Raw genomic sequence first — 26,379 nt, 5'->3', positions numbered from 1 at the left:
CGGCTGCGTCAGCGGCCGTCGGCACTGGTCAGGCCTTGCGGTAGCGGTCGCCGTGGCGCCGGATGAGCTGCTCGTCGAGGTAGGCGACAGCGGCGGGGTCCATATCCGTGGTCGGCACCGGCTCGTTCTCGAAGGTGCCGTACGGGTCCTGTCCGCGGACGAGGGTCGCGGTGACGGGTTCGTCGTCCTGCCGCGGGAAGGGGCGCATGTACCGGACCGCGAGGCCGATGCGGCGTTCGTCACTCACGCTGGGGCCGGAGCCGTGGAAGATGAACTGGTGGTGCAGGGAGAACTCGCCGGGGAGGAGCTGGATGGCGGTCGCGTCCGCCTCGTCGACCTCGACCGCGATCTCCTGTCCCTGCGAGAGCATGTTGGAGTCGTTGTCGACGAACACGTGCTCCGCCTGCTCCTTGTGGGTGCCGGCGACGACCTTGAGGCAGCCGTTCTCCAGGGTGCTCGGAGCCAGGGCGATCCACGCCGTGAGGATCTCACCACCAGGCGGGATGGCGGAGAACGGCGCGTCCTGGTGCCACGCGATGAACCCGGGGTTGTGCGGATTCTTGATGAAGAACGAGGAGCCCCAGCAGTAGATGTCGGGCCCGAGGACGCTCTCGACGGCGTCGAGCACCGAATCGAGCCGGATGAGCTCGTTCACCCAGGTCAGCACCAGGTGGGACTTCGAGCGGAGGATGCCGGAAGCGCGCTCGCCGTGCTCGGACTCGAACGCCTCCATCCTGGCTCGGTACTCCGCGGCCTTCTCGGCGGACATGGCCCGCAGAGGAAAGAGGAAGCCGTCCCTCCGGTAGGCCTCCACCTGGTCCCGGCTCAGGCCCGTAGCGATCGTCATGTCTGAATTCCCTTTCGCATAGTGATCGTTGTTCAGCGGGCGGTGAAGCCTCCGTCGACAGGGAGGACGACGCCGTTGATATACGAAGCGGCGGTGGAGGCGAGGAACGTGATCGCGTTGGCGACCTCGGCCGGTTCCGCGAAGCGGCCGTCGAGCAGCCGATCGCGAAGCGCCTCCTGCGCCTCCCCATGGCCACGCGCGAGGATACGTTCGGTCATCGTGAGCCCCGGGCAGACGACGTTCGCCCGCAGGCCGGCCTCGGAGTATTCGGCCGCCAGCTGCCGGGTGAAGCCGATGAGCCCCGCCTTGGTGGTGGCGTAGCCCGTGGCCCCCGGCTGGCCCCGGAGGGCGTGAACGGACGACACGTTGACCACCGCCCCACCACCCGGCGCCGCCAGGAGTCTCCGCAGAAGAACCTGGGTCAGCCGGAAGGCGCTCGTGAGGTTCAGCGCCAGGGTCTCGTTCCAGTCGGCCTCGGTGACCTCGGAGAACGGGGCCTTCCGGTTCACCCCGACGTTGTTGACGAGGGCTTTGAGCGGCACGCCGGTCCCGGCGACCGCGGCGTCGACACGCGTCGCACTCGCGGGCTCGCGGACGTCGGCCACGACGCTCGTCGCCTGAAGCGACTGCGCCGCGAGCGATTCCACGAGCCGCGCCAGGCCGGTCTCGTCGACGTCGACGGCCACGACGTGAGCGTCCAACTGGGCCAGTTGCTCGGCGACGGCCGCGCCGATGCCGGCGGCCGCGCCGGTGACGACGACGCTGGTTCCGGTGAACCGAAGCTGGTTCAACATGCTGGTGCTCCTCATCGAGACCTTGGGCCGAAGACCGATCCGGACGGTTCAGGATTTCGTCCGATGCCGGACGTCCCCGCCTCCGCGGGGCTGGTGGCGGTGCCGCCGCGCCCCTCTACAACCATGGGGTCAGGGCCGGCGGCGGACCGGACTCGGCTCGTACGCCCTCGCCGCCACGGCCGGTCAGCCAGCTCGCGAGCCGGTGCACCGACCCCGTGACGGTCATCGGGACGCCGTGCCCCTCGACCGGCCACGACCGTCCGGCCTCGTCCCTCAGGAGCAGGGCGGGGTCCTCGCGCAACGAGGAACGACGGCCGGCCACGTCGTCCAGGAGTGCCGCACACAGATCCTCGGCGAGATCCTCGAAGGTCACGCCGGCCCCGAGGTCCACGGCGTGAACGCCGACCTCGCGGGTTCGCAGCCACGGCAGCTCCGCGGCCCGCACGGTGCGGCCCTGCACGACGAGCCGGGCCTGCCATTGGTCGTCGTCCAGGCCGTCGAGATCCGCGGCGAGGTCCGCCATGCCGGCGGCCACCAGTTCCCGCAGGCGCTGCCCCTCCCAGCCCGCGGCCTCCTCGATGTCGGCCACACGCTGCTCGGCGGAGGCGTACATCGCCGCGGGCACACCGGTGCGCGCCCAGCCGACCAGCCGCTGCAAGGCCCTGGCGTTCCATCCGACGTGCGCCAGAACATGTCGCCGCGTCCACCCCGGCAGCGCGGTCGGTGCGCTCAGCTCGTCGTCGTCGAGGGAGGACATGGCCAGGAGGAACAACGTGCTGACCTCGTCCATCCAGACTCGCGTGCGGCTCACGGTCGCTCGGCCCGGTCGACGAGCCGTGCCGGGCCGCTGAGCTCAGCGAGCCGTCTCGGGGTCGTCGGAGGCTGGTTCGGAGCGTCCGTTGCGACCAGTCGCACCGGGGAGGGCGTCACTTCGGTGATCATCGGGCACTTCCTGAATCTCGCGTGTCCGGATGAGTTTAAGAAGCGTTCTGCGCCTTCGGTCAGGCAATTCTGTTATGAGGAACATCCAGGAAACATGTTGGAGACACGCAGGAGACACGCGGGGACACCGGTGAGAACACCGATGAGAGAAAGGGAGGAGGAACAGGGACACGCCTGCCGATCGACGTCCGGCTCGGCGGGACAAGCCCCGAGGACGGTGAACACAGGCAGGCGTACCCTGGCGCCAGGCCTCATCGGGCCGGGGCGCCCGCGGCGCCCTCCTCCCGCTCGATCCGGCCCTCTGACACGGCCCGGGCGGATCGTCCGCCCGGTGCCGGCTGTGGATGGATTACAGGTCGAGGAGGCGTTCCAGACCCAGGGTGAGACCGTCGAGCTCCGGCACGCGGCGTACGCCCAGCAGGACGCCCGGCGTGAACGACGCCCGGCTCATCGTGTCGTGCCGGATCGTGAGGGTCTCCCCCTCACCGCCCAGGATGACCTCCTGATGGGCGATCAGCCCGGCGAGCCGTACGGCGTGCACGTGCACGTCGCCCACCACGGCCCCGCGGGCGCCGTCGAGGGCGGTGGTCGTCGCGTCGGGAGACGGACCGAGCCCCGCCTCATGCCGCGCCCGCGCCACCAGTTCCGCCGTGCGGCGGGCGGTGCCGGAGGGGGCGTCGGCCTTGTGCGGGTGGTGCAGTTCGACGATCTCGACCGACTCGAAGTGCTTGGCCGCCTGCGCCGCGAAGTGCATCATCAGCACGGCGGCGATGCCGAAGTTGGGGGCGATCAGCGCGTTGGTCCCCGGGTTGGCGGCCAGCCAGCCCCGCACGGTCTCCAGCCGTCCGGCGTCGAAGCCCGTCGTGCCCACGACCGTGTGGATCCCGTGGGAGATGCACCACTCGAGGTTGCCCATGACGACGTCGGGGTGGGTGAAGTCCACCACCACCTCGGCGCCGGTCAGCGCGTCGAGCGGGTCGTCCTTGTCGACCTCCGCCACGAGCTCCAGGTCGTCGGCCGCCTCGACGGCCTTGCACACTTCCACACCCACGCGCCCTCGGGCGCCAAGAACACCGACCTTAATCACGCGCCAAGGCTATACGTGCCGGCGGGAGCCGGGACGGCGAGGAGCGGCACGACGCGCCCGTGCCCGCGACGGCGGGAGGCGCCGCCGCGGCGAAAGCCGTACCGGGCGGGCGCGGGGCCGGGCCGCGACGAGCGGGCGGCCCGCATGTCGCGGGGACGAAAGAGGCCGCGCGACGCGCGACGGCGCCGGCGCGGCCTCCAACGGCACGGTCAGGCGATGGCGAAGCCGAAGTCCTTGTCGGAATAAGGCCCGATCACCGCGAGCGTCAGCGGCCGGTTGAGGATGTCCTCGGTGACCGCGGCGATCTCTTCGGGGGTGACCCCCTCGATCCGCGCGAGCACCTCGTCGACCGTCATGAGGCGCTCGTACACGAGCTCGCTCTTGCCGATCCTGGACATGCGCGATCCGGTGTCCTCCAGGCCGAGCACCAGTCCGCCGCGCATCTGGCCCTTGCCGCGGGCGATCTCCTCGGCGGTGATCCCCTCGGCGACGACCCTGGCCACCTCGTCGCGGCAGATCTTGAGCACGTCGTCCACCTTGCCGGGCAGGCAGCCCACGTAGATGCCGAACTGCCCGGTGTCGGCGTACTGGGAGGTGTAGCTGTAGGCGCTGTAGGCCAGGCCGCGCTTCTCCCGGATCTCCTGGAACAGCCGCGACGACATGCCGCCGCCGAGCGCCGCGTTCAGGACGCCGAGGGCGAAGCGCCGGTCGTCGTTGCGGTGGACGGCGGTCATGCCGAGCACCAGGTTGGCCTGTTCGGTGGGCCGGTCGAGCACCCGGACGCCGCTGCGGACGTCCACGCCGGGACCGCCGAGGCGCGGGGCCGCGGGCTCGACGGAGCCGCCGAGGGCGCCCGCCCGCTCGTACGCCGCCGCGACCAGCGCGACCACCCGCTCGTGGTCGACGTTGCCCGCCACCGACACGACCGTGCGGGGCGGGACGTAGAACCGCTGGTAGTACTCGCGGATGCGGTCACGGGTGAGCGCGTTGATCGACTCCTCGTTGCCGAGGATCGGGCGGCCCACCGGCGTGTCGCCGTAGAGCTCGGCGGAGAACTGCTCGTGCACCACGTCCGAGGGATCGTCGTCGTGCATGGCGATCTCCTCCAGGATCACGCCGCGCTCCGACTCCACGTCCTCCTCGGTGATGAGCGAGGAGGTCACCACGTCGGCGAGCACGTCGATCGCCAGCGGCAGGTCCTCGTCGAGCACCCGGGCGTAGTAGCAGGTGTACTCCTTCGCGGTGAACGCGTTGATCTCACCGCCGATGCCCTCGATGGACGCCGAGATCTCCATGGCGTCACGCGTGGGCGTGCCCTTGAAAAGCAGGTGCTCCAGGAAGTGGGTGGCCCCCATGTGCTCGGGGGCCTCGTCACGCGAGCCGATGCCCACCCACAGGCCGACCGCCACGCTTCGCACGGTCGGCATCGTCTCGGTCACGACCCGCAGGCCGCCGGGGAGGACGGTGCGGCGGATGACCCCCGCACCGTCCTTGCCCGGGAACAGCGTCTCGGTCGTCACGAGTTGCGCTCGTCACGTCCGCCACGGGTGCGGCTGCGGCTGCGGCGCGGCGTCCGCGGCTGGTCCTCCTCCTCCGCCGGAGCGGCGGCGGCCTCGGCCGGAGCGGGCGCGGCCTCGCCGTTCTCGGCCGCGGCGGCCTTCTCGGCGGCCTCCTTCTCGACCACCTCGACCGGGACCAGCGAAAGCTTGCCGCGCGAGTCGATCTCGGCGATCTCCACCTGGATCTTCTCGCCGACGTTCATGACGTCCTCGACGTTCTCGATCCGCCGGCCGCCGTGCAGCTTGCGGATCTGCGAGACGTGCAGCAGGCCGTCCTTGCCCGGCAGCAGCGAGACGAACGCGCCGAAGGCGGCGATCTTGACGACCGTGCCCAGGTAACGCTCGCCGACCTCCGGCATGTGCGGGTTCGCGATGCCGTTGATCAGCGTACGGGCGGCCTCGGCGGACGGGCCGTCGGTGGCGCCGATGTAGATCGTGCCGTCGTCCTCGATGGTGATCTCGGCGCCCGTGTCGTCCTGGATCTGGTTGATCATCTTGCCCTTGGGGCCGATGACCTCGCCGATCTTGTCGACCGGGACCTTGATCGTGATGATGCGCGGCGCGGTCGGGTTCATCTCCGCCGGGGCGTCGATGGCCTCCTGCATCACGTCGAGGATCGCCAGCCGGGCGCCCCTCGCCTGCTTCAGGGCCGCGGCGAGCACGTGGGCCGGGATGCCGTCCAGCTTGGTGTCGAGCTGGAGCGCGGTGATCAGGTCCTTGGTGCCGGCGACCTTGAAGTCCATGTCGCCCATGGCGTCCTCGGCGCCGAGGATGTCGGTCAGCGTGACGTAGGTGTCACCCTCGCCGATGAGGCCCATCGCGATGCCGGCGACCATCTCCTTGAGCGGCACGCCCGCGTCGAGCAGGGCCATCGTGGAGGCGCAGACCGACCCCATGGAGGTCGAGCCGTTCGACCCGACCGCCTCCGACACCTGCCGGATGGCGTACGGGAACTCCTCGCGCGACGGCAGCACGGGGATCAGCGCCCGCTCGGCCAGCGCGCCGTGGCCGATCTCGCGGCGCTTCGGCGAGCCGACGCGGCCCGTCTCGCCCGTGGAGTACGGCGGGAAGTTGTAGTTGTGCATGTAGCGCTTGGTCCGCTCGGGATTGAGCGTGTCGATCATCTGCTCCATGCGCAGCATGTTCAGCGTCGTGATGCCGAGGATCTGCGTCTCGCCCCGCTCGAACAGGGCCGACCCGTGCACCCGCGGCACCACGTGGACCTCGGCGTTGAGCTGCCGGATGTCCTTCGGGCCGCGGCCGTCGATGCGGACGCCCTCGCTGATGACGCGCTCGCGCATCAGCTTCTTGGTGAGCGACCGGAACGCGGCGCCGATCTCCTTCTCGCGGCCCTCGAAGTCCGGCAGCAGCTTCTCCGCCGCCAGCATCTTGACGCGGTCGATCTCCAGCTCGCGCTCCTGCTTGCCCGCGATCGTCAGGGCCGAGGCGAGCTCGCTCTTGACGGCGGCGGTGACGGCCTCCAGGGCGTCGTCCTGGTAGTCGAGGAAGATCGGGTACTCGGCGGTCGGCTTGGCGGCGACCTCGGCCAGCTTCGACTGGGCCTCGCAGAGCACCTTGATGAACGGCTTGGCGGCATCCAGACCCTGGGCCACGGCCTCCTCGGTCGGGGCCACCGCGCCCTCGGCGACCAGCTTGAGCGTGTCGCGGGTCGACTCGGCCTCGACCATCATGATCGCGACGTCGCCGTCGGCCAGGACGCGCCCGGCGACGACCATGTCGAACGTGGCGCGCTCGAGCTCGGTGTGGGTCGGGAACGCCACCCACTGGCCGTCGATCAGCGCGACGCGGACGCCGCCGATCGGGCCGGAGAACGGCAGCCCGGCGAGCTGCGTGGACATGCTCGCGGCGTTGATCGCGATCACGTCGTACAGGTGCTCGGGGTGCAGGGCCATGACCGTCGCGACGATCTGGATCTCGTTGCGCAGGCCCTTCACGAACGACGGGCGCAGCGGCCGGTCGATGAGACGGCAGGTGAGGATCGCGTCCTCGGACGGCCTGCCCTCCCGGCGGAAGAACGAGCCGGGGATGCGGCCGGCCGCGTACATCCGCTCCTCGACGTCGACCGTGAGCGGGAAGAAGTCCAGGTTCTCCTTGGGATGCTTGGACGCGGTGGTCGCGGACAGGATCATCGTCTCGTCGTCCAGGTACGCGACGGCGCTTCCCGCCGCCTGCCGGGCGAGCCGCCCGGTCTCGAACCTGATCGTGCGCGTGCCGAAGGGACCGTTGTCGATAACGGCCTCTGTGCTGTGGACACCCTCCACGGGGGACCTCCTCTTCGGATCGGTCTCCCGCGTCCTCGGTCGCCGGGCTCCCCGTTCAGGTGCAGTGCCGGTCTTCGATCGAAGCGCCCGGTCCGTACAAACGGCTGTCGCCGTGCCGACCGGGGGCCACTACCGAGGACCGGCCCTCTCACGCCGCGGGATCGCGCTGCGGCTTGCTTGCGGACGCGGGGCAGTTGGTCTCGGCTATTCAGTTGTCTCGCTCAGGCCATTGTGGCCCGTTATGGAAAAGGAGCGGCGAAGAATCGCCGCTCCTTCCTCACCTTATCGGCGAAGGCCCAGCCGCTCAATGAGGGAGCGGTAGCGGGTGATGTCCTTGGCCTGCAGGTACTTCAGCAGCCGGCGACGGCGACCCACCAGCAGGAGCAGACCACGACGGCTGTGGTGGTCGTGCTTGTGCGTCTTCAGGTGCTCGGTGAGGTCGCTGATCCGCTTGCTCAGAAGCGCGATCTGGACCTCCGGCGACCCGGTGTCACCCTCGCTGGTGCCGTACTCGCCGATGATGGACTTGGTGGTAGCGGCGTCAAGCGACACTGCTTCTCCGTTCTGGTGAAATGGCACGCGCAACGGTTCCCAGCCCGCGAACGACCGTGCGTGCCTACAGTCGCCGTGACAGGACAGCCGGGTGGCTTACGCCACCTGAACATGGCTGACATACAACCCTACCAGCCCGTAGGACACACCGCGTCACGCCGGCCCTTCAGGACGTGAGCTCCCGCGCCCGGGCCACGTCGGCGTGCATCTGCTCGATCAGCGCCTCGATCGAGTCGAACCTGAGCGTGTCGCGCAGCCGCTCGCCGAAGTCCACCGCCACGTGCGCGCCGTACAGGTCCAGGTCGTCGCGGTCCAGCGCGTACGCCTCGACCGTGCGCTCCACTCCGTCGAACGTGGGGTTGGTCCCGATCGAGATCGCGGCCGGCCAGCGCTCCCCCTCGTACGGCGAGGGGCTCTGCACGCACTGCAGCCATCCGGCGTAGACGCCCTCGGCGGGGATGGCCGTGTGCTGCGGCGACTCGACGTTCGCCGTGGGGAAGCCGAGCGCCCGGCCGCGCTGGTGACCGCGGACCACCACGCCCTCCACCCGGTGGGGGCGGTCCAGCAGGGCGGCCGCGCCCGCGACGTCGCCGGCGGCCAGCCGCTCCCGGATCAACGTGGAGGAGATGGCGTCGCCGTCGCTGACCAGAGGCACGCCCTCGGCCGTGAAGTCGTACTTCTCCCCCAGCGTCCGCAGCGTCTCCAGATCGCCCGACGCCTTGTGGCCGAAGCGGAAGTTCTCCCCCACCACGACCCCCGCGGCGTGCAGCCGGTCGACCAGAGCCGTCTGGACGAACTCGTCCGGCGACATCCGGGAGAACTCCAGCGTGAACGGCAGCACGCACACCGCGTCCACGCCGAGCGTGAAGAGCAGCTCGGCCCGGCGGGTGGTCGTGGTGAGCCGCGGCGGATGACTCCCGGGCCGTACGACCTCGTCGGGGTGCGGGTCGAACGTGACGGCCACGGCCGGCAGCCCCAGATCGCGGGCCATGTCCACCGCGCGGGCCACCATCCGCTGGTGACCGAGATGCACGCCGTCGAACACGCCGATCGTGACGACGGACCTGCCCCAGTCCTGTGGGACCTCGTCCAGCCCGTGCCAGCTCTGCACCTCGACCTCGCTTCTGTGTTCATCTGCCGCGCCTCCGGCAAGGCGCCTGAGCCGCCTCGCGTGGGAAGCGCAGTAGACAAGACTGCCATGCCCCAGGGGGTGCCGGGGAACCAGGGTGCCGGGGAACCAGCCCCGGCGTCAGGAGGCGAAGACCACCAGGGGCCGGGCCGTACCGCCGCGCTCCTCGGCGAGCGCGAGCAGCGCTCCGTCCGGCCCGAAAACGCCGATCGGGCCCGGCCCGAGGCCCGCCGCGCGCAGCCTGCCGCCGTGCGCGACCAGCCGCGCCTCCTCCTCGCCCACGTCCCTGCGGGGGAAGGCCGCCGCCACCGCGTCGGCCATGGGCATGATCACACACTCCCGGGCGAGGTCCTCGATGGTGCGGGCCGCCTCGATGCCGTACGGCCCGACCCGGGTGCGGCGCAGCCGGGTGAGGTGGCCGCCGACGCCGAGCGACGCGCCGAGGTCGCGGGCCAGCGCCCGGATGTAGGTGCCGCTGGAGCAGGTGATCACGGCGTCCAGTTCCACCGTCTCCGGGATCCGCCTGATCTCCCCGACCTCGAACGCGTGGATCGTGACCGGCCGGGCGGCCAGCGCCACCTCCTCGCCGGCGCGGGCCAGCTTGTAGGCCCGCTGCCCGTCCACCTTGATGGCGCTCACCTGCGGCGGAACTTGCATGATCTCACCGGTGAGCGCGGCGACGCCCTTGCGCACCTGCTCGTCGGTCACGTGCCCGGCCGGGGTGGTGGCGACCACCTCGCCCTCGGCGTCGTCGGTGTTCGTCGTCGCGCCGAGGCGGATCGTCGCCTCGTAGACCTTCTCGGTCAGCGCGAGGTGCCCGAGGAGGCGGGTCGCCTTCTCCACCCCGATCACCAGCACGCCGGTGGCCATCGGGTCGAGCGTGCCCGCGTGGCCGACCTTGCGGGTGCCCGCGACGCCGCGCATCTTGCCCACCACGTCGTGCGACGTCCAGTCGGACGGCTTGTCCACGATGATCAGGCCACTCGGCGGAGGAGTTCTTCTGGGCTGCGTCCTTTTGGGTTGGGCCGTGCTCATGACCGGCTCCCTTCCGGGGTGAGGTGGGAACGCAGGGCGGCCATCGTGTCCGCCACCGGCAGCGCCGAGGAGAACCCGGCGGCACGCGGGTGGCCGCCGCCGCCGAGCGCGGCGCAGGCCCGCGCCACGTCCACCGCGCCCTTCGACCGGGTCGAGACGTTCCAGCCGCCCTCGTCGTCCTCCTTGAGGACGACCGCGACCTCCGCCTCGTCGACCCGGCGCACGACGTCGATCATGCCTTCCACCTCGTCGTACGGCAGGCCCTCCGCGGCGCGGTCGGCGCGGCTCACGTAGGTCCACACCAGTCCCAGGCCGCCCGCGGCGTCCGGCTCCAGAGCGGCCCGCCCGAGCGCGGTGCCGAGCACCCGCAGGTACGCGAACGGCGAGCGGTCCCACAGCTCCCTGGCGATCTCCTCCGGGCGCAGTCCCGTGGCCAGCAACCGGCCGGCCATGGCGTGGGCGGCCGGAGTGGTGATGGAGTGCCGGAAGGAGCCGGTGTCGGTCGCCAGGCCCGCGTACAGGCAGGTGGCGACCTCTCGGTCCACCGTGAGCCCGAGCCGGCGGATGAGCTCCTCGACGATCATCGTGGTCGAGGCCGCCGTGGGATCCACGAGGTGGACCGTCCCGAAGCGGGTGTTCGACACGTGGTGGTCGATCACGACGAGTTCGCCTGCCTTGCCCGCGTGGGGCGCGAGCAGGCCCAGCCGCTCCATCGTGGAGGCATCGAAGGTGACCATCAGGTCGGGCTCGGCGGGGTAGGCCGACGGCTCCACCAGCAGCCGCTGCCCGGGCAGGAACCGCAGCAGCCGGGGCACCGCGAAGACCCGGTCGCCGAATGACGCCACGACCTGTCTCCCGGTACGCGCGAGCGCCAGCCCCAGACCGAGCATCGAGCCGAGTGCGTCCCCGTCCGGGGACACGTGGCAGGCCAGGGCCAGGGAGCCGGCGGCGTCGATCAGATCGGCCGCCCGCCGCCAGTCCGTCTCGCCGATCGCCGTCTCGTCGATCGCGGTCACCGCGCGGGGCGTCCCGCCCGGCCGGAGGACTCGTCCTCGCCCTCCTCCTCGGCCGCCTCGGCGTCGAGGTCCTCCTCGAAGCGGTAGGGGTCGGCGTCCCCGGCGAAGTTCGCGCCCTCCGCCTGGCGGGCGATCTCGGCGTCCTTGGCCTTGGCGAGCGCGAACAGGTCGTCCATGTGACGTGCGTTGTCGGGGAGGGGGTCGTGCACGAACGTGAGGCCGGGGGTGTGCCGCAGGCCGGTCTGCCGGCCGACCTCGGACCGGATGATGCCCTTGGCGCTCTCCAGGGCGGCGGCCGTGTCGGCCCGCTCCGCCTCGGAGCCGAACACCGTGTAGTAGACGGTCGCGTCGCTCAGGTCAGCGGTGACCTTGGCGTCGGTCACCGTCACGAACCCCAGCCGCGGATCCTTGATCCGCCGCTCCAGCATCTCCGCGACCACCTGCTGGATGCGGTCGGCCAGTTTTCTGGCACGCGCTGCGTCCATGCTCACGCTCCCTCGTATCTGTACGGCTGACGCGCGGGCCGGGCCGTCTATTCCTCGTGGTCGTTGAAGAGCCGCCGCCGCGCGGACAGCAACTCGATCTCGGGATGGTAGGCGACCAGGCGTTCGCAGGCGTCCAGCACCTCGTCGCAGTTGGCCGCGGACGCCGACACGACGGCCACGCCGATCTCGGCGCGCCGGTGCAGGTCGAGGTGGCCCGCCTCCGCGACGGCGACGGCGGGGTACTTGCGCTGGATCTCGGCGATGAGCGGCCGGACCAGCGAGCGCTTCTGCTTCAGCGAATGGACGTCGCCCAGCAGGATGTCCAGAGTAAGAGCACCGATGAACATGGGTTCTCACCACGTCCCGAACGCCCGGCCGCCGCCCCCGCGCGTGGCGGGGGCGGCGGCACGGTGCGTCAGACGCGCGGCTTCTCCTGCATCTCGAACGTCTCGATGACGTCGTCGAGCTTGATGTCGTTGTAGCCGACACCGATACCGCACTCGAAGCCCTCGCGGACCTCGGTCGCGTCGTCCTTGAAGCGGCGCAGCGACGAGACGGTGAGGTTGTCGGCCACCACGACGCCGTCGCGGATGAGCCGGGCCTTGCTGTTGCGGGTGATCACGCCCGAGCGGACGATCGAACCGGCGACGTTGCCGATCTTCGGGACCTTGAAGACCTCGCGGATCTCCGCGGTGCCGGTCCTGACCTCCTCGAACTCCGGCTTGAGCATGCCCTTGAGGGCCGCTTCGATCTCCTCGATCGCCTGGTAGATGACCGAGTAGTAGCGGATGTCCACGCCCTCGCGCTCGGCCAGGTCCCGCGCCCGCACCTCGGGCCGGACGTTGAAGCCGATGATGACGGCGTTGTCGTCGCCCATCGCCAGGTTGACGTCGTGCTCGGTGATGGCGCCGACCGCGCGGTGGAGCACCCGCAGGCGCACCTCGTCGCCGACGTCGATCTTGAGCAGCGCGTCCTCCAGGGCCTCGACGGAACCGGAGACGTCACCCTTGATGATGAGCTTGAGCTCGTCGACCTGACCCTTCTCGAGGTCCTTGAACAGCTCCTCGAGAGTGCGGCGGCGGCCGGACTTCGCCATGTCGGCGATCCGCTGCCTGGCCGCCCGCTGCTGGGCGATCTGGCGGGCCATCCGGTCGTCGGTGACGACGATGAAGTTGTCACCGGCGCGCGGGACGGCCGTCAGACCGAGGACCAGGACCGGACGCGACGGGTCGGCCTCTTCGACCGTCTCGCCGTTGTCGTCCAGCATGGCGCGGACGCGGCCGAACGCCTCACCACAGACGATCGAGTCGCCCACCCGGAGCGTGCCGCGCTGCACGAGCACGGTCGCGACCGGGCCGCGGCCCTTGTCGAGGTGCGCCTCGATCGCGAGGCCCTGGGCGTCCATGTCCGGGTTGGCCCGCAGGTCCAGCTCGGCGTCGGCGGTCAGCAGGATGGCCTCGAGCAGGTTGTCGATGCCGATGCCCTGCTTGGCGGAGATGTCGACGAACAGGGTGGAGCCACCGAACTCCTCGGCCACCAGGCCGTACTCGGTGAGCTGGGCCCGCACCTTGGTCGGGTCCGCACCCTCCTTGTCGATCTTGTTGACCGCCACCACGACCGGGACGTTCGCCGCCTGGGCGTGGTTGAGCGCCTCGATGGTCTGCGGCTTCACACCGTCGTCGGCCGCGACCACCAGCACCGCGATGTCGGTGGCCTGCGCACCACGGGCACGCATGGCGGTGAACGCCTCGTGACCCGGGGTGTCGATGAAGGTGATCTTCCGCTGCTCGCCCTCGTGCGTCGTCGCCACCTGGTAGGCGCCGATGTGCTGGGTGATGCCGCCGGCCTCGCGGGCCACCACGTTGGTGTGGCGGATCGCGTCGAGCGTCTTGGTCTTACCGTGGTCGACGTGACCCATGACGGTCACGACCGGCGGGCGCGGCGCGAGGTCGGCCTCGTCGCCCTCGTCCTCGCCGAACTCGATCTTGAAGGACTCGAGGAGCTCGCGGTCCTCCTCCTCCGGGCTGACGACCTGGACGTCGTAGTCCAGCTCGGCGCCGAGAAGCTGGAGCGTCTCCTCGCTGACCGACTGGGTCGCGGTCACCATCTCGCCGAGGTGCAGCATGATCTGCACGAGCGAGGCCGGGTTCGCGCCGATCCTGTCGGCGAAGTCCGACAGGGACGCGCCCCGCGGCAGGCGGATCGTCTGCCCGCCGCCACGCGTGACCTGCACGCCGCCGATCGCCGGGGCCTGCATGTTGTCGAACTCCTGGCGCCTCTGGCGCTTGGACTTGCGGCCACGGGTCGGACGGCCTCCGGGACGCCCGAACGCGCCCGCCGTGCCGCCACCGCGGCCACGGCCGCCGCCGCCACCCGGACGGCCGGCGAAGCCGCCGCCGCCACCGCCCGGACCACCGCCGGGACCACCGGGGCGACCGGCACCCGTAGCGCCGCCGGGACGCGGACCGCCGAAGCCCCCACCGGGACGACCGCCGCCGCCACCCGGACGACCGCCACCGCCACCGGGACCACCGGGACGGCCTCCGCCGCCACCGGGACCACCGGGACGGCCACCGCCGCCCGGCGCCGCCGGACGGCCCTGCGGCATCATCATCGGGTTCGGACGCGGACCGCCGGGACGCGGGCCACCGGCACCGGGGCCGGGGCGCGGACCGCCCATGCCCGGTCCGGGACGCGGGCCCCCGGGCCCGGGACGCGGGCCGCCGGCGCCCGGAGCGCCGGAACGCGCGGCCGGCGGACGCGGCATGGCGCCGTCGCGGCCGCCGTCACGGCGCGGCTCGCGCGGACCACCGTCCGTACGCTCGGGACGGTCGCCGCGGTCGGGACGACCGCCGTCGCGGCCGCCGGGACGCGCGGGCCGCTGGCCCATGCCGCTGGCGTTCGAGGAGAACGGGTTGTTGCCCGGACGCGGACCGCGCGGGCCCGGCTTGGGCCCGCCGGGGCGCGGAGCGCCGCCGGTGGGCGCACCGGGACCGGCGGGTGCGCCGCCCGGGCGCGGGGCCGGGGCCGGCCTGGGGCCGGGCTTCGGCGCACCGGCACCGGGGGCACCCGGCCTGGGGCCCGCGGCCGCTGGACGCGGGGCCTCCGCACGCGGGGCCTCCGCACGCGGCGCTTCCGCACGCGGCGCCTGCGGACGGGCGGCCTCGGGGCGCGCCGCGTCCGGCTGGGACACCGGCGCGTGAGGCATCGGAACCGGACGCGGAGCGGGCCGCGGACCGGGCTTCGGGCCCGGCTTGGCCACCGCGCCGGTGGACTGGGAAACGGGCGCCTGCGGGGCGCCCCCGTTGGCCTGGCTCTCAGCCGGCCTCGGCGCAGGCTTCGGCTGCGCCGGACGGGCGGGCCTACCCCCGCCCTTGGAGGCGTCACCCTTGAACGCCTCGGTCAATTTGCGGACGACCGGCGCCTCGATCGTTGAGGACGCCGACCTCACGAACTCGCCCATTTCGGTGAGCTTGGCCATGACGACCTTGCTCTCGACCCCGAACTCCTTGGCGAGCTCGTATACGCGGACCTTCGCCACTGCACTCCCTAACTCGGCCCGGGAGGCTTGCAGTGCCGCCGGACCGTCGCTACCTGAACGTACTCATCGCCGCGTGCTCATCAGGCGCTCATAGCAATCTGACTCCGCCCATCAACTCGGCGTCCTACATGACAATTTCGTCGTGCCCTGGCTCCCGGAGCCGATACCGAGGGCCAGCGGTAACCATTCACCCGGACCGCCCCGGCGTCAACCCCTCCACGTGAGCCCGCAAGAGCGACGTGTCAAGCGGCCCCTCCACGCGGAACGCGCGAGGGAACGCCCGGCGACGCTCGGCGAGCTCCAGACAGCGCGGGGACGGGTGCAGCGACGCACCGCGTCCCGAAAGCCGTCCTGTCGTGTCGGGGACGATCACGCCCTCGGCCACGACCAGGCGGAGCAACTCGGACTTTACCGTGCGAACCCGGCAGCCCACACACGTTCTCAGTGGGGCTGCCCGGTAACCATATTCCAGCTTACCTCGCCGACGCATCAGCGGGATCAGCAGGTGCCTGCTCGGTGTCCGGCCGGATGTCGATCCGCCAGCCCGTCAGACGGTTGGCGAGGCGGGCGTTCTGCCCTTCCTTGCCGATCGCCAGGGACAACTGGTAGTCGGGCACGATCACCCGCGCGGTGCGGCTGTCGGCGTCGACCACCTCGACACGGGAAACGCGCGCGGGCGACAGGGCATTCCCGACGAACTCGGCCGGATCCTCCGACCAGTCGATGATGTCGATCTTCTCGCCGTGCAGCTCCGTCATGACGTTGCGCACGCGCGAGCCCATCGGGCCGATGCAGGCGCCCTTGGCGTTGACGCCGGGCTTGCGCGACCTCACCGCGATCTTGGTGCGGTGGCCGGCCTCGCGCGCGATGGCCGCGATCTCCACCGTGCCGTCGGCGATCTCCGGAACCTCCAGCGCGAAGAGCTTCTTCACGAGGTTGGGATGAGTGCGCGACAGCGTGACCGACGGGCCCTTGGGTCCCTTCTTCACCTGCACGACGTAGCAGCGGATGCGCTCGCCGTGCGCGTACTCCTCGCCCGGGACCTGCTCGTTGTGCGGCAGGATCGCCTCGATCTTGCCGAGGTCGACCAGCACCACCCGCGGGTCCTTGCCCTGCTGGATGACGCCCGCGACCAGCTCGCCCTCGCGGCTGGCGAACTCACCGAAGTTGATCTCGTCCTCGGCGTCGCGCAGCTGCTGGAGGATCACCTGCTTGGCCGTCGTGGCGGCGATCCGGCTGAAGTTGGACGGGGTGTCGTCGTACTCCCGCACGACGTCGCCGTTCTCGTCCAGCTCGGCCGCCCAGATGATCACGTGGCCCGTGTCGCGGTCCAGCTCGGCGCGCGCCTTCTGCGCCGCGCCCTCCGTCCGGAAGTACGCGATGAGCAACGCGTCCTCGATCGCCTTGACGACCAGGTCGAAGGAGATGTCCTTCTCCCGCTCCAGGCTGCGCAGGACGCTCATGTCAATGTCCACAAGGCTCCCCCTAGCCCTCGTCGTCGGCGTCGTCGATGTCTTCGTCGACATCGAGGTCCTCATCAAGTTCGTCGTCGAGCCCGGCGTCTCGCCGGTTGAACTCGACCTGCACCCGGCCACGCACCAGCTCGCCGTACGCGAGGCGGCGCGTGCCGTCCAGCTCCACACCGGTCTCGTCGGCCTCGGTCACGCGGCCCTCCGCGGCGGTGCCGTCGCGCAGCTCCGCCTTCACCAGCCGCCCGCGCGCCCGGCGCCAGTGACGCGGCTCGGTGAGCGGCCTGTCGACGCCGGGAGAGGTGACCTCGAGGACGTACGGGCTGCCGCCGAGGACGTCCACCTCGTCCAGCCGCTTGGAGACCGACTGACTCACGTCGGCCACGTCGTCCAGGCTCACGCCGCCGTCCCGGTCCACCACGACGCGCACCAGCCGCCGGCGACCCGCCGGTGTGACCGTCACGTCCTCCAGGTCGAAGCCCTCGGCGGCGACCACCGGGCCGAGCAGTTCAACCAGGCGGCCGCTTCGAGCGTCGCTGCCCATGCCGACCTCCCTATGACCGTGTGGCTGTGACCGTGTGCCTAGCCCGATGTGCCAACAGCCTATCGACACCGGGAGGTGGAAACAGCGCCACACCCGAGCGGCGCTCCGACACGTGCACGATCATCGTGGTCACGGGGCGATGACCACTGGGCGGCGCGCCGTACGATGCTGTGTCGTGAGACACAGCGGCGGGGCACGGGTGACGAGGCGCGTGTTGCTGGGCTCCGCCGCCGCGGCCGGTCTGGCCGCGGCCGGCTGCTCCTCGGGCCCGCGGCGACCGGCCGCGCCGGCGTCGCCGGACCCGCAGGCCGTGCTGCTCACCTCGCTGATCGCCGGCAAGGAGCAACTGGTGTCGTTGTACGGGCGCGCGGCCGCCGCCCTGCCGGACCGGGCCGCGGCGCTGGAGCCGTTCCGTCAGCGTCACGTGGCCCATCTGCAGGCCCTGCGCGTGCTCCTGCCCGCCGCGAACGGCACGGGAACGTTCCCCGCGAGCCCCGCGCCCCCGTCCCCGCCCTCGTCCTCCGCGTCGCCGGCGGAAGGGCGGTCGGCGGTCTCGGTGCAAGCGCTCAGGGACGCCGAGCGGCGCGCCGCGTCGGCGCGCCCGGCGCAGATGGCCGCGGCCTCCCCCGCTCTCTCCCAGCTCCTGGCGAGCATCGGGGCGTGCGAGGCCGTCCACGTCGTCGCCCTGGGGAGGGTGCGTGACTGAGAGCCCGACCGGGCCCACCGGGTCGCCGGCCGACGACGTGCTCGGCCGTGTCCTGTCCGCCGAGCACGCCGCCGTGTTCGCGTACGGAGTGATCGGCGGGAAGACGAGCGGTGCGCTGCTCAGGCGCGCCATGGCGGGGTTCGACGCCCACCGGGCGCGGCGCGACCAGCTTCGCGCGTTCATCACCGAGCGGGGCGGCACGCCCGCCGAGCCGGGCCCGACCTACCGCCTGCCCTTCGAGGTGCGCAAACCGGCCGACGCGGTGCGCCTGGCGGTGCTGGTGGAGCAGCGGATGATCACCGCCTACCTGGAGCTGGCCGCCGACCCCGACCCCGGCCTGCGGCGGATCGCGGCGCTGACCGCGCAGGAGTGCGCGACCCGGGCGTACGGCTGGCAGCCGAAGATCGGTGACCCGTTTCCGGGCATGGGCCGGGACGGCGCCGACTTCGACGCCGCCATCCCCACTCAGGAAGCCGAATCCTCCGCGCCGGACTCCCCCGTCGTGGACAGCTCCGAATCCGACGTCTCCGCGGAGACGTCCGGTCAGGAGGCCCAGCCGGAGCCGTCCGCGCCCGACGGCCAGTAGGCGGCGCAGGACACGACCCCGCGTTCAGCGAAAAGGGCAGCGCCGCCGCCCCGCGTGAGTCATGTGCGGGGGACGGCGGCGCCGTGTGTCCGGCGATCAGGCCCGGCAGGCGGTCAGCACCCGCTCGACGGCCTCGTCCAGCGGGATCTCCTCCTTGGTCCCGGTGACCCGGTCGCGCAGCTCGACCACGCCGTTGGCCAGTCCCCGGCCGACGATCAGGACGGTGGGCAGGCCGAGCAGCTCGGAGTCCTTGAACTTGACACCGGGTGACACCCCGGGACGGTCGTCCACGAGCACCCGCAGCCCCCGCGCCTCGAGGGTCTCGGCGAGCGTGCTGGCGACCTCGATCTGGTTCTCCTTGCCGGTGCCGACGATGTGCACGTCGGCGGGCGCCACCTCCCTGGGCCACACCAGGCCCAGCTGGTCGTGGCGCTGCTCGGCGAGCACGGCCACCGCCCGGGAGACGCCGACGCCGTACGAGCCCATCGTGATGCGGATCGGCTTGCCGTCGGGCCCGAGCGCGTCGAGCTGGGCGGCGTCGGCGTACTTGCGGCCGAGCTGGAAGATGTGGCCGATCTCGATGCCCCGGTCGATCGACAGCGGGTGCGCGCAGCGGGGGCAGGAGTCGCCCGCCCGCACCTCGGCGGCCTCGATCGTGCCGTCGGGCTGGAAGTCGCGGCCCGCGACCACGTGCGCGGCGTGCCTGCCCGGCTCGTTGGCGCCCGTCACCCAGGCCGAGCCCTCGACCACGCGCGGGTCGACCAGGTAGGTGATCCCCAGGTCCCTGAGCACCTGCGGGCCGATGTAGCCGCGCACCAGGCCGGGGTGACGGGCGAAGTCCTCGGCCTCGAAGATCTCCGGCACGCCGGGCGAGAGCGCCGCCTCCAGGCGCTTGAAGTCGACCTCGCGGTCGCCGGGCACACCGACGATCACCGTCTTGACCTCGTCGGAGCCCGGCGTGCGGACCTTGACGACGAGGTTCTTCAGCGTGTCGGCGGCGGTGATGCCGAGACCGTGGTGCTCGTTGACGTACGAGACGAGCGACTCGATCGTCGGGGTGTCGGGCGTGTCGAGCACCCGCATGGGCGGCTGCGCGGCGGTGACGGCGGGCGGCGCGGGCGTGACGACGGCCTCGGCGTTGGCCGCGTAGCCGCAGTTGTGGCAGGCCACGAAGGTGTCCTCACCGGTCGGGCAGGGGGCGAGGAACTCCTCGGAGGCCGACCCGCCCATGGCGCCCGACATCGCGAAGCAGATCTTGTAGTCGATGCCGAGGCGCTCGAAGATGCGGATGTACGCCTCGCGGTGCATCTCGTAGGACCGCTTGAGACCGTCGTCGTCGAGATCGAAGGAGTAGGAGTCCTTCATGACGAACTCGCGGCCCCGCAGGATGCCCGCGCGGGGCCGGGCCTCGTCGCGGTACTTCGTCTGGATCTGGTACAGGGTGACGGGGTAGTCCTTGTAGGAGGAGTACTCCCCCTTCACCATGTCGGTGAACATCTCCTCGTGGGTCGGCCCCAGGAGGTAGTCGGCGCCCTTGCGGTCCTTCAGCCGGAACAGCGTGTCGCCGTACTCGGTCCAGCGGCCCGTGGGCTCGTAGAAGTCCCTGGGCAGCAGCGCGGGGAAGAGCACCTCCTGCGCGCCCATCCGGTCCATCTCCTCACGGACGACCCGCGCGACGTTCTCCAGCACGATCTTGCCGAGCGGCAGCCAGGAGTAGATACCGGGCGCGACCCGGCGGATGTAGCCGGCGCGGACGAGCAGCTTGTGGCTCGGCACTTCCGCGTCCGCCGGATCCTCACGCAGGGTGCGCAGGAACAGGGTCGACATACGCAGCAGCACGGCTACTCCTTGCTCGTGAGAGGTCTCGCCGGCGGCGCCTCCTCGGGGCCCGCGACGCGGAGCTACTCGCGGATCCTCGGAGACGACCTGAGAGACGAGACGAAGACGATGTGCTCTCAAGGCTATCGACTCCGGGGCCCTCACCGCCTCACTTGAACGGCGACCGGTCCGGCTCAGCCGCCGAGCAGTTCCTCCCAGTGCCGGCGCGACCGCCCTCCCGTGCCGACCGGGCCGCCGTCCAGCGCCGCCGACAGCCGCCACAGACCGGCCCTGGTCCGGTGCCGCTCCATGCCGGACGGGTCGATGGCCCGCAGCACGAAGGTCACGCCCATCACGTTCAGCATCGCCGTCGACGTGGTCGCCGGGCCCGCGGGGGCCGCCGGCACGGTCTCCGGCCCCGGTTCACCCACCCGCTCCATGAGCAGCGCCGCCACCTCGGCCGCGTACGGGCCGTCGCGCCACTCGATGTGCCAGGACCGGCCGGTGCCCCGCCACCAGGTGAGGTCGCGGCACGCCTCGAGTGTCTCGGCCTCGCCGGACAGGGCGGCCATGACCCGTCCCAGCGCCTCGTACCTGAGCCCGTCCGGGCCGGAGCCGTGCGGCGGCGCGTCGTCGCCGTCGTCCTGACCGTTCTGCGGGCCGTAGACCGTGGCCGGTGAGGCCCCGGGCTCGTCCCGCCCCCCGCGGAGTCCCCTCATGTCAGGGAGGGTGCCACCGCCCGGCCTTCTCGTCCGCGGGTTTCCCCGTCTTTTAGCCCCAGAGCCCACGGGCATCACTTTGATCGCGGCCGCCGCTCCCCCGCAACCCCGCGAATCATCACAACACGGATCCGCATGGGGTGCACGGCATGGCGTACCACTGGCAGGGCGTGCTGGCGATGATAAAGAATCACAGGTAGAAGCTCCGCCTGCGCCTGGAGGCCATGGTGACACTGCGCGTCGCGATCGTCGGGTCGGGCCCGGCCGGCATCTACACGGCCGAGGCGCTGGTCAAGCAGTCGCCCGATCCCGTCGAGGTGGACGTCCTCGAACGCCTGCCCACGCCGTACGGGCTCGTCCGGTACGGCGTCGCGCCCGACCACACGTCGATCAAGTCGATCGCCGGCTACCTGCGCAGGGTGCTGGAGACCCCGGGGGTCCGCTTCCTGGGCGGCGTCGAGCTGGGCGCGGACCTCTCCGCGGACGACCTGCTGTCCTGCTACGACGCCGTCGTGTACTGCACGGGGGCGATGGTCGACAGGCACCTCGGCGTCCCGGGCGAGGACCTGCCGGGCAGCGTCGCCGCGACCGACTTCGTCAACTGGTACTGCGGCCACCCGGACGTACCGCCGGACGCCTTCTCCCTCGACGTGGAGGACGTCGTCGTCATCGGTGTCGGCAACGTCGCCGTGGACGTGGTGCGGATCATGGCCAAGAGCGCCGGCGAGCTGCGCGGCACCGACGTGCCCGAGGAGGTGCTCGACCGGCTGGCCGCCTCGCGGGTCAAGCGCATCCACATGGTCGGCCGGCGCGGCCCCGAGCACGCGAAGTTCACCCTGAAGGAGCTGCGCGAGCTCGGCGAACTGCTGAACGCCGACGTCCTCACCTTCCCCGACGAGATCGCGGTCGCCGACCTGACCACGCTGTCGCGGCAGGTCAAGGGCAATGTGGACGTCCTGCGGTCGTGGTCGGAGCGCAAGCCGGCCGACCGGCCTCGCCGCCTGGAGGTGCGTTTCTGGCTGCGTCCCGTGGAGATCCTCGGTGTGTCCCGGGTCGAGGGCGTACGGCTGGAGCGGACCCGGCTGGAGGACGGGCGGGTCGTCGGGACGGGCGAGTACGAGACGATCCCGGCGGACATGGTGATGCGCTCGGTGGGCTACCAGAGCGTGGCGCTGCCCGGGGTGCCGTTCGACCCGAAGACGATGACGGTGCCGAACGTCGCCGGAAGGGTGGCGGACCGGCAGTACGTCTCGGGCTGGCTCAAGCGGGGGCCGACGGGCGTGATCGGGACCAACAAGTCCGATGCCGCCGAGACCGTGCGCACCCTGCTCGCCGAGGCGGTGCCGGGCACCGCGACCACCCGGCTGGACGATCTGCTCGCCGCGCGCGGGCTGAGCCCGGTGACGTACGAGGACTGGCTCGCGATCGAGGCCGCGGAGGCCTCGCTGGCCGGCAGTCTGCGGAGGGGCGAGCGGGTGAAGCTGGTGGGCAGGGACGCGATGCTGGGCGCGTGCGGCCGGCTCGCCCGGCCGGGGAGCGCGTCCTGACGGTTGTCCCGGTCAGGACCAGTGGGCCGGCCGGTGGTAGCGCGCGCCGTCGCGGCCGGGCACGACTTCGGGAAGCTGCGACTGCCGGATGAGCGCGTCGCCGAGGGGGAACCAGGCGTCACTGGCGAGGCGCAGGCCGTCGGAGCGTCTGCCGGGCGGGAAGACGGCTACGACCCGGGTCTTTCCGCCGCGCCGGGCGTCCACCTGGCGCACCGCCTCGATGGCCGCGCACAGGTCGGAGTCTGCCGACAGCAGCAGCACCGTGTCCACCAGGTCGAGGGCGACGTCGCCGACCATCGCGGCGGCCAGCGCGACGTCGGACTGCTTCTCCTCGTAGGTCTTCCAGGAGACGCCGCAGGCCCGGCAGGAGGCGCGCTGCTCCTGGAACCGCCCGAGCACCACCTCGACCCCCAGGGTCTCCAGGGCCGCCTGATAGGTCTGCTGGCGGGCGAGGGCACGAGCGTCGCCCCGGACGGGAGCGGTGAAGTAGCGGACGGCGGTCAGCGTCTGCCCGGTCCTGAGCAGCCGAAGGGCCAGCGCCTGTAGATCGAGCCAGAGATAGCGCCGCCCCCGCAGGGAGCGCAGCCCGTAGTAGAGGTTGAACCCGTCGACGTAGACCCCGACACGCACGACGTGGGGAACGGGGTTGTCGCGCACCGCCATCATCTCCTAACATGGAGTCACCGCGCCCGCGGCTACGTCCCCGGGCTCTACGGCCCCCGACAGGGGGCCGTTTCTTTTTTCGCTCACCTGTTCGATCGGCTGTTCGAGGAAAAGAATAGCCAACGGATCGTGCTCACGCAGCGACGTTGCGTGATGACGTCGCCGTGGCGGGGGCGTCTGCGAGGATCGTCCCCATGGAGACGACGCTGACCGGCCCGGACGGACCGCTCGACGGACTGCTCGACGGCTTCGCCGGCACCTACGACGAGCAGCTCACCCGGTTCCCCGAACGGGAACCCGCGTGGCAGCCGGTGCACACCGTGTACGTGCCCGCGGACCGGGTGACGGCGGAGATCGTCCAGCAGTGGCGGCACGCCGCGACCGACCTGCTCCACCGGCTCCTGTTCACCCCCGCCGAGCTGGCCGCATTGTTCGGTCTCGACCCCGAGCTGGCCCAGCCCGTGCACGACCGCGTACGCAGGAAGCTGCACGCCGAGCCCATCGAGGACCTGCGGATCGACTTCGAGGACGGGTACGGCCGGCGCCCCCACGAGGAGGAGGACCGGCACACCGAGTCGGCCGCGACGGCCGTGGCCGCGATGCACGCGGCGGGCACGCTGCCCCGCAGGTGGGGGCTGCGGGTGAAGTCGTTCGCCGACGGCGACCCCCTGCGCTCGCTGCGCACGCTCGACGGGTTCCTGACCGGGGTCGTGCGGCGCACCGGCGAACTGCCCGGCGGGTTCACGGTCACGTTCCCCAAGGTCCTCATGGAGGACTACCTGCGCCAGTTCGCCGGCTGCCTGGAGGCGCTGGAACGGGCGTTGCGCCTGCCCACCGGCACGCTGCGCTTCGAGATGCAGGTGGAGGCTCCGCAGACCGTGCTCATGCTCCAGCGCTCGGCCGACCTGGTGCCCTCACTGGGCGGGCGGCTGGCGGCCGCCCACTTCGGGGTGTTCGACTACACCGCCGCGCTCGGGCTGCCGCCGGACGAGCAGCGGCTCGACCATCCGGCCTGCGACCACGCGCGGCACGTCATGCAGACGGCGCTGTCGGGGACGGGCGTGGAGCTGTCGGACGGCTCCCTGGCCGCGACCCCGGCCTCGGACGCGGCGGCCGACGTGCACGCCCTGCTGAGCAGGCACTCGGCGCTGGTGTCGCACTCGCTGGCGCACGGCTTCTACCAGGGCTGGGACATGCACCCCTCGCACCTCGTCAGCCGCTTCACGACCGTCTACGCGTTCCATCTCGCCTGCTACGAGAAGTACGCCGATCGGGTGCGCGCCTGGCAGGAACGGCGTACGGCCGCGGGGGGCGTGCTCGACGAGCCCGCGACGATCAAGACGCTGGTCGCCGCGCTGGCCCGAGCCGACCGGGCGCTCTGCTGAGATTTGCCGCATCGGCAAAATTTCTTGCCGTGTTCACCGGCCGTGCCGCACTGTTGCGCACAAGCCGAACACAGGAGGCACAGGTGAACGAGAAGTACGACGTGGTCGTGGTGGGCGGCGGCGCCGCCGGGCTCAGCGGCGCCCTGGCGCTGGGACGGGCGCGGCGGTCGGTGCTGGTGGTGGACGCCGGGGAGCCGCGCAACGCGCCCGCCGGGCACATGCACAACTACCTCGGCCGGGACGGCACGCCGCCCGCCGAGCTGCTGGCGGCCGGGCGGGATGAGGTGATCCGGTACGGCGTCGAGGTCGTCGCCGGGCGGGCCGAGGCCGCCACGCGGGAGGACGACGGCTTCCTCGTGACGCTGGACGACGGCCGCGCCGTACGGGCCCGGCGGCTGCTGGTGGCGACCGGAGCCGTGGACGAGTTGCCCGGCGTGCCCGGCCTGGCCGAGCGGTGGGGCCGCGACGTGCTGCACTGCCCGTACTGCCACGGCTGGGAGGTCCGCGACCGGCGGATCGGGGTGCTGGCCACCGGGCCGCTCTCCGTCGAGCAGGCGCTGCTGTGGCGGCAGTGGAGCGAGGACGTGGTGTTCCTGGCCCACCACCTCCCCGCGCTGCCGGAGGAGGACGCCGAGCGGCTCGCCGCGCGCCGGATTCCCGTCGCCGAAGGCACGGTCGCGGCGATCGAGGTGACCGGCGACGCGCTCACCGGGGTGCGGCTGGCCTCCGGCGAGGTCGTCGCGCTCGACGCGCTCGTCGTCGCAGCGCCGCTCACCGCTCGCTCCGGGGTGCTGGAATCGCTCGGGCTCAAGCCGGTCGAGGCGGAGCACGGCGGTCATGTGGCCGGCACCCGGATCGCCGCGGAGCCGACCGGGGCGACCGCCGTGCCCGGCGTCTGGGTGGCGGGCAACGTGACGGACGTGCGCGCCGTTGTGATCGCGTCCGCCGCCGCGGGCCTGGCCGCCGGCGCGGCGATCAACATGGATCTCACCGCGGAGGAGACCCGGGAGGCCGTCGCCGCCTACCGGGACCAGATGAGCACGATTGTCGAGGAGGCCGCCTGGGAGGAGCGCTACCGCTCCCGGCCGGCGGTCTGGAGCGGGCAGCCGAATGCCCAGCTCGTCGCCGAGGCCGCCCAGCTGCCGCCGGGCCGGGCCCTCGACGTCGGCAGCGGCGAGGGCGCCGACGCGGTCTGGCTCGCCGCGAGGGGCTGGCGGGTGACGGGAGCCGACATCTCCGCCACGGCGCTGGAGCGGGCCGCCGCCCATGCCGCCGAGGCGGGTGCGGACGTGGCGGGCCGCGTCGAGTGGCTGCACGCGGACCTGCGCGACCACGCCCTTCCCGAGGGCGCCTACGACCTCGTCTCGGCGCAGTACATGCACCTGCCGGGCGAGGCCAGGCGGGGGCTGTTCGGCCGGCTGGCCGCCGCGGTGGCTCCGGGAGGCACCCTGCTGATCGTCGGGCACCACCCGTCCGACCTGCTGACCACGGTCAGGCGGATGCACTTCCCGCACATGATGTTCACCGCCGAGGAGGTCGCGGCCTCGCTCGACCCGGCCGAGTGGGAGGTCGCGGCGGCCGAGGCCCGGCCGCGCACGGCCGCCGACCAGGAGGGGCGCGAGGTCACCATCCGCGACGCCGTCCTCGTCGCCCGCCGCCGCCCGTAGAGAGCG

Annotated in this window: 24 protein-coding genes; 5 read left to right on the top strand and 19 right to left on the bottom strand. The window is 71.9% G+C overall.

The genetic code is table 11. The features are described 5' to 3' along the window. Positions 1-28: 28 nt before the first annotated feature. The 16 genes from HHX41_RS33705 to rimP form a co-directional block, all read right to left on the bottom strand. A complete protein-coding gene (locus tag HHX41_RS33705) occupies positions 29-847 on the bottom strand; it encodes a phytanoyl-CoA dioxygenase family protein (protein WP_169979575.1) in 819 nt (272 codons plus the stop codon). 32 nt (positions 848-879) lie between these two features. Continuing rightward, positions 880-1,641, bottom strand: coding sequence for an SDR family NAD(P)-dependent oxidoreductase (locus tag HHX41_RS33700; protein WP_182909169.1), 762 nt, complete (start codon positions 1,639-1,641; stop codon positions 880-882). Positions 1,642-1,756: 115 nt separating this feature from the next. Beyond that, positions 1,757-2,452 (bottom strand): maleylpyruvate isomerase family mycothiol-dependent enzyme, encoded by a 696-nt coding sequence (locus HHX41_RS33695; protein ID WP_220504651.1) that lies wholly within the window; start codon positions 2,450-2,452, stop codon positions 1,757-1,759. 480 nt (positions 2,453-2,932) lie between these two features. After that, positions 2,933-3,670, bottom strand: a complete 738-nt coding sequence (gene dapB, locus HHX41_RS33690; RefSeq protein WP_182909168.1) for a 4-hydroxy-tetrahydrodipicolinate reductase — start codon at positions 3,668-3,670, stop codon at positions 2,933-2,935. A gap of 209 nt (positions 3,671-3,879) precedes the next feature. Beyond that, a complete protein-coding gene (locus tag HHX41_RS33685) occupies positions 3,880-5,190 on the bottom strand; it encodes a pitrilysin family protein (protein WP_182909167.1) in 1,311 nt (436 codons plus the stop codon). After that, positions 5,187-7,511: a polyribonucleotide nucleotidyltransferase gene (locus tag HHX41_RS33680; RefSeq protein WP_182909166.1), complete on the bottom strand. Its 2,325-nt coding sequence runs from the start codon at positions 7,509-7,511 to the stop codon at positions 5,187-5,189. The genes HHX41_RS33685 and HHX41_RS33680 overlap by 4 nt, the downstream gene beginning before the upstream one ends. Positions 7,512-7,793: 282 nt before the next feature. Next, complete coding sequence (rpsO, locus tag HHX41_RS33675) at positions 7,794-8,063, bottom strand: 30S ribosomal protein S15 (RefSeq protein WP_030510715.1); 270 nt, start codon at positions 8,061-8,063, stop codon at positions 7,794-7,796. Between the two features lie 166 nt (positions 8,064-8,229). Continuing rightward, positions 8,230-9,174, bottom strand: coding sequence for a bifunctional riboflavin kinase/FAD synthetase (locus tag HHX41_RS33670; RefSeq protein WP_169979585.1), 945 nt, complete (start codon positions 9,172-9,174; stop codon positions 8,230-8,232). A 138-nt stretch (positions 9,175-9,312) separates the two neighbouring features. After that, positions 9,313-10,227: a tRNA pseudouridine(55) synthase TruB gene (gene truB / locus HHX41_RS33665; RefSeq protein WP_182909165.1), complete on the bottom strand. Its 915-nt coding sequence runs from the start codon at positions 10,225-10,227 to the stop codon at positions 9,313-9,315. Next, the gene (locus tag HHX41_RS33660) at positions 10,224-11,243 is read right to left on the bottom strand and encodes a bifunctional oligoribonuclease/PAP phosphatase NrnA (protein WP_310742304.1); all 1,020 of its coding nucleotides are present in this window, start codon (positions 11,241-11,243) and stop codon (positions 10,224-10,226) included. Before HHX41_RS33660 ends, truB begins: the two co-directional genes overlap by 4 nt. Beyond that, entirely contained in the window at positions 11,240-11,728 is a 489-nt protein-coding gene (gene rbfA / locus HHX41_RS33655; protein ID WP_169979588.1) for a 30S ribosome-binding factor RbfA, read from the bottom strand. The genes HHX41_RS33660 and rbfA overlap by 4 nt, the downstream gene beginning before the upstream one ends. Positions 11,729-11,775: 47 nt before the next feature. Next, positions 11,776-12,075 carry a DUF503 domain-containing protein gene (locus tag HHX41_RS33650; RefSeq protein WP_169979590.1) on the bottom strand — a complete coding sequence of 100 codons (300 nt, stop codon included), beginning with the start codon at positions 12,073-12,075 and terminating at the stop codon, positions 11,776-11,778. A 68-nt stretch (positions 12,076-12,143) separates the two neighbouring features. Beyond that, positions 12,144-15,269: a translation initiation factor IF-2 gene (gene infB / locus HHX41_RS33645; protein ID WP_182909164.1), complete on the bottom strand. Its 3,126-nt coding sequence runs from the start codon at positions 15,267-15,269 to the stop codon at positions 12,144-12,146. A gap of 187 nt (positions 15,270-15,456) precedes the next feature. After that, positions 15,457-15,759, bottom strand: coding sequence for a YlxR family protein (locus tag HHX41_RS33640; RefSeq protein ID WP_182909163.1), 303 nt, complete (start codon positions 15,757-15,759; stop codon positions 15,457-15,459). After that, positions 15,743-16,732 carry a transcription termination factor NusA gene (nusA, locus tag HHX41_RS33635; protein ID WP_211591473.1) on the bottom strand — a complete coding sequence of 330 codons (990 nt, stop codon included), beginning with the start codon at positions 16,730-16,732 and terminating at the stop codon, positions 15,743-15,745. Before nusA ends, HHX41_RS33640 begins: the two co-directional genes overlap by 17 nt. A 22-nt stretch (positions 16,733-16,754) precedes the next feature. After that, positions 16,755-17,282: a ribosome maturation factor RimP gene (gene rimP, locus HHX41_RS33630; protein ID WP_169979598.1), complete on the bottom strand. Its 528-nt coding sequence runs from the start codon at positions 17,280-17,282 to the stop codon at positions 16,755-16,757. A gap of 175 nt (positions 17,283-17,457) precedes the next feature. Between rimP and HHX41_RS33625 the strand changes: the two genes are divergently transcribed. Both HHX41_RS33625 and HHX41_RS33620 read left to right on the top strand, forming a co-directional pair. Beyond that, complete coding sequence (locus HHX41_RS33625) at positions 17,458-17,988, top strand: hypothetical protein (RefSeq protein WP_182909162.1); 531 nt, start codon at positions 17,458-17,460, stop codon at positions 17,986-17,988. Next, positions 17,981-18,574, top strand: coding sequence for a ferritin-like domain-containing protein (locus HHX41_RS33620; protein ID WP_169979603.1), 594 nt, complete (start codon positions 17,981-17,983; stop codon positions 18,572-18,574). Before HHX41_RS33625 ends, HHX41_RS33620 begins: the two co-directional genes overlap by 8 nt. A gap of 96 nt (positions 18,575-18,670) precedes the next feature. Here the strand turns inward: HHX41_RS33620 and HHX41_RS33615 are convergent, their stop codons facing one another. Together HHX41_RS33615 and HHX41_RS33610 are read right to left on the bottom strand one after the other, a co-directional pair. Beyond that, complete coding sequence (locus HHX41_RS33615) at positions 18,671-20,413, bottom strand: proline--tRNA ligase (RefSeq protein ID WP_182909161.1); 1,743 nt, start codon at positions 20,411-20,413, stop codon at positions 18,671-18,673. Positions 20,414-20,586: 173 nt separating this feature from the next. Continuing rightward, positions 20,587-21,111: a hypothetical protein gene (locus HHX41_RS33610; protein ID WP_182909160.1), complete on the bottom strand. Its 525-nt coding sequence runs from the start codon at positions 21,109-21,111 to the stop codon at positions 20,587-20,589. A gap of 224 nt (positions 21,112-21,335) precedes the next feature. Here HHX41_RS33610 and HHX41_RS33605 point away from each other — a divergent pair, with 224 nt between their 5' ends. Continuing rightward, positions 21,336-22,658, top strand: coding sequence for an FAD-dependent oxidoreductase (locus HHX41_RS33605; protein WP_182909159.1), 1,323 nt, complete (start codon positions 21,336-21,338; stop codon positions 22,656-22,658). 12 nt (positions 22,659-22,670) lie between these two features. Here HHX41_RS33605 and HHX41_RS33600 read toward each other — a convergent pair whose 3' ends face one another. Further along, positions 22,671-23,315, bottom strand: coding sequence for an NYN domain-containing protein (locus HHX41_RS33600; protein ID WP_169979609.1), 645 nt, complete (start codon positions 23,313-23,315; stop codon positions 22,671-22,673). Between the two features lie 200 nt (positions 23,316-23,515). Here HHX41_RS33600 and HHX41_RS33595 point away from each other — a divergent pair, with 200 nt between their 5' ends. Continuing rightward, positions 23,516-24,706, top strand: coding sequence for a DUF6986 family protein (locus HHX41_RS33595; protein ID WP_182909158.1), 1,191 nt, complete (start codon positions 23,516-23,518; stop codon positions 24,704-24,706). An 83-nt stretch (positions 24,707-24,789) separates the two neighbouring features. Next, positions 24,790-26,373: an FAD-dependent oxidoreductase gene (locus HHX41_RS33590; RefSeq protein ID WP_182909157.1), complete on the top strand. Its 1,584-nt coding sequence runs from the start codon at positions 24,790-24,792 to the stop codon at positions 26,371-26,373. Positions 26,374-26,379: the final 6 nt, after the last annotated feature.

The sequence above is a fragment of the Microbispora sp. H13382 genome, from assembly GCF_014161445.1.
Lineage (GTDB): Bacteria > Actinomycetota > Actinomycetes > Streptosporangiales > Streptosporangiaceae > Microbispora.
The sequence above is the reverse complement of the archived record's forward strand: the minus strand, read 5'-3'. Positions and strand labels throughout refer to the sequence as shown.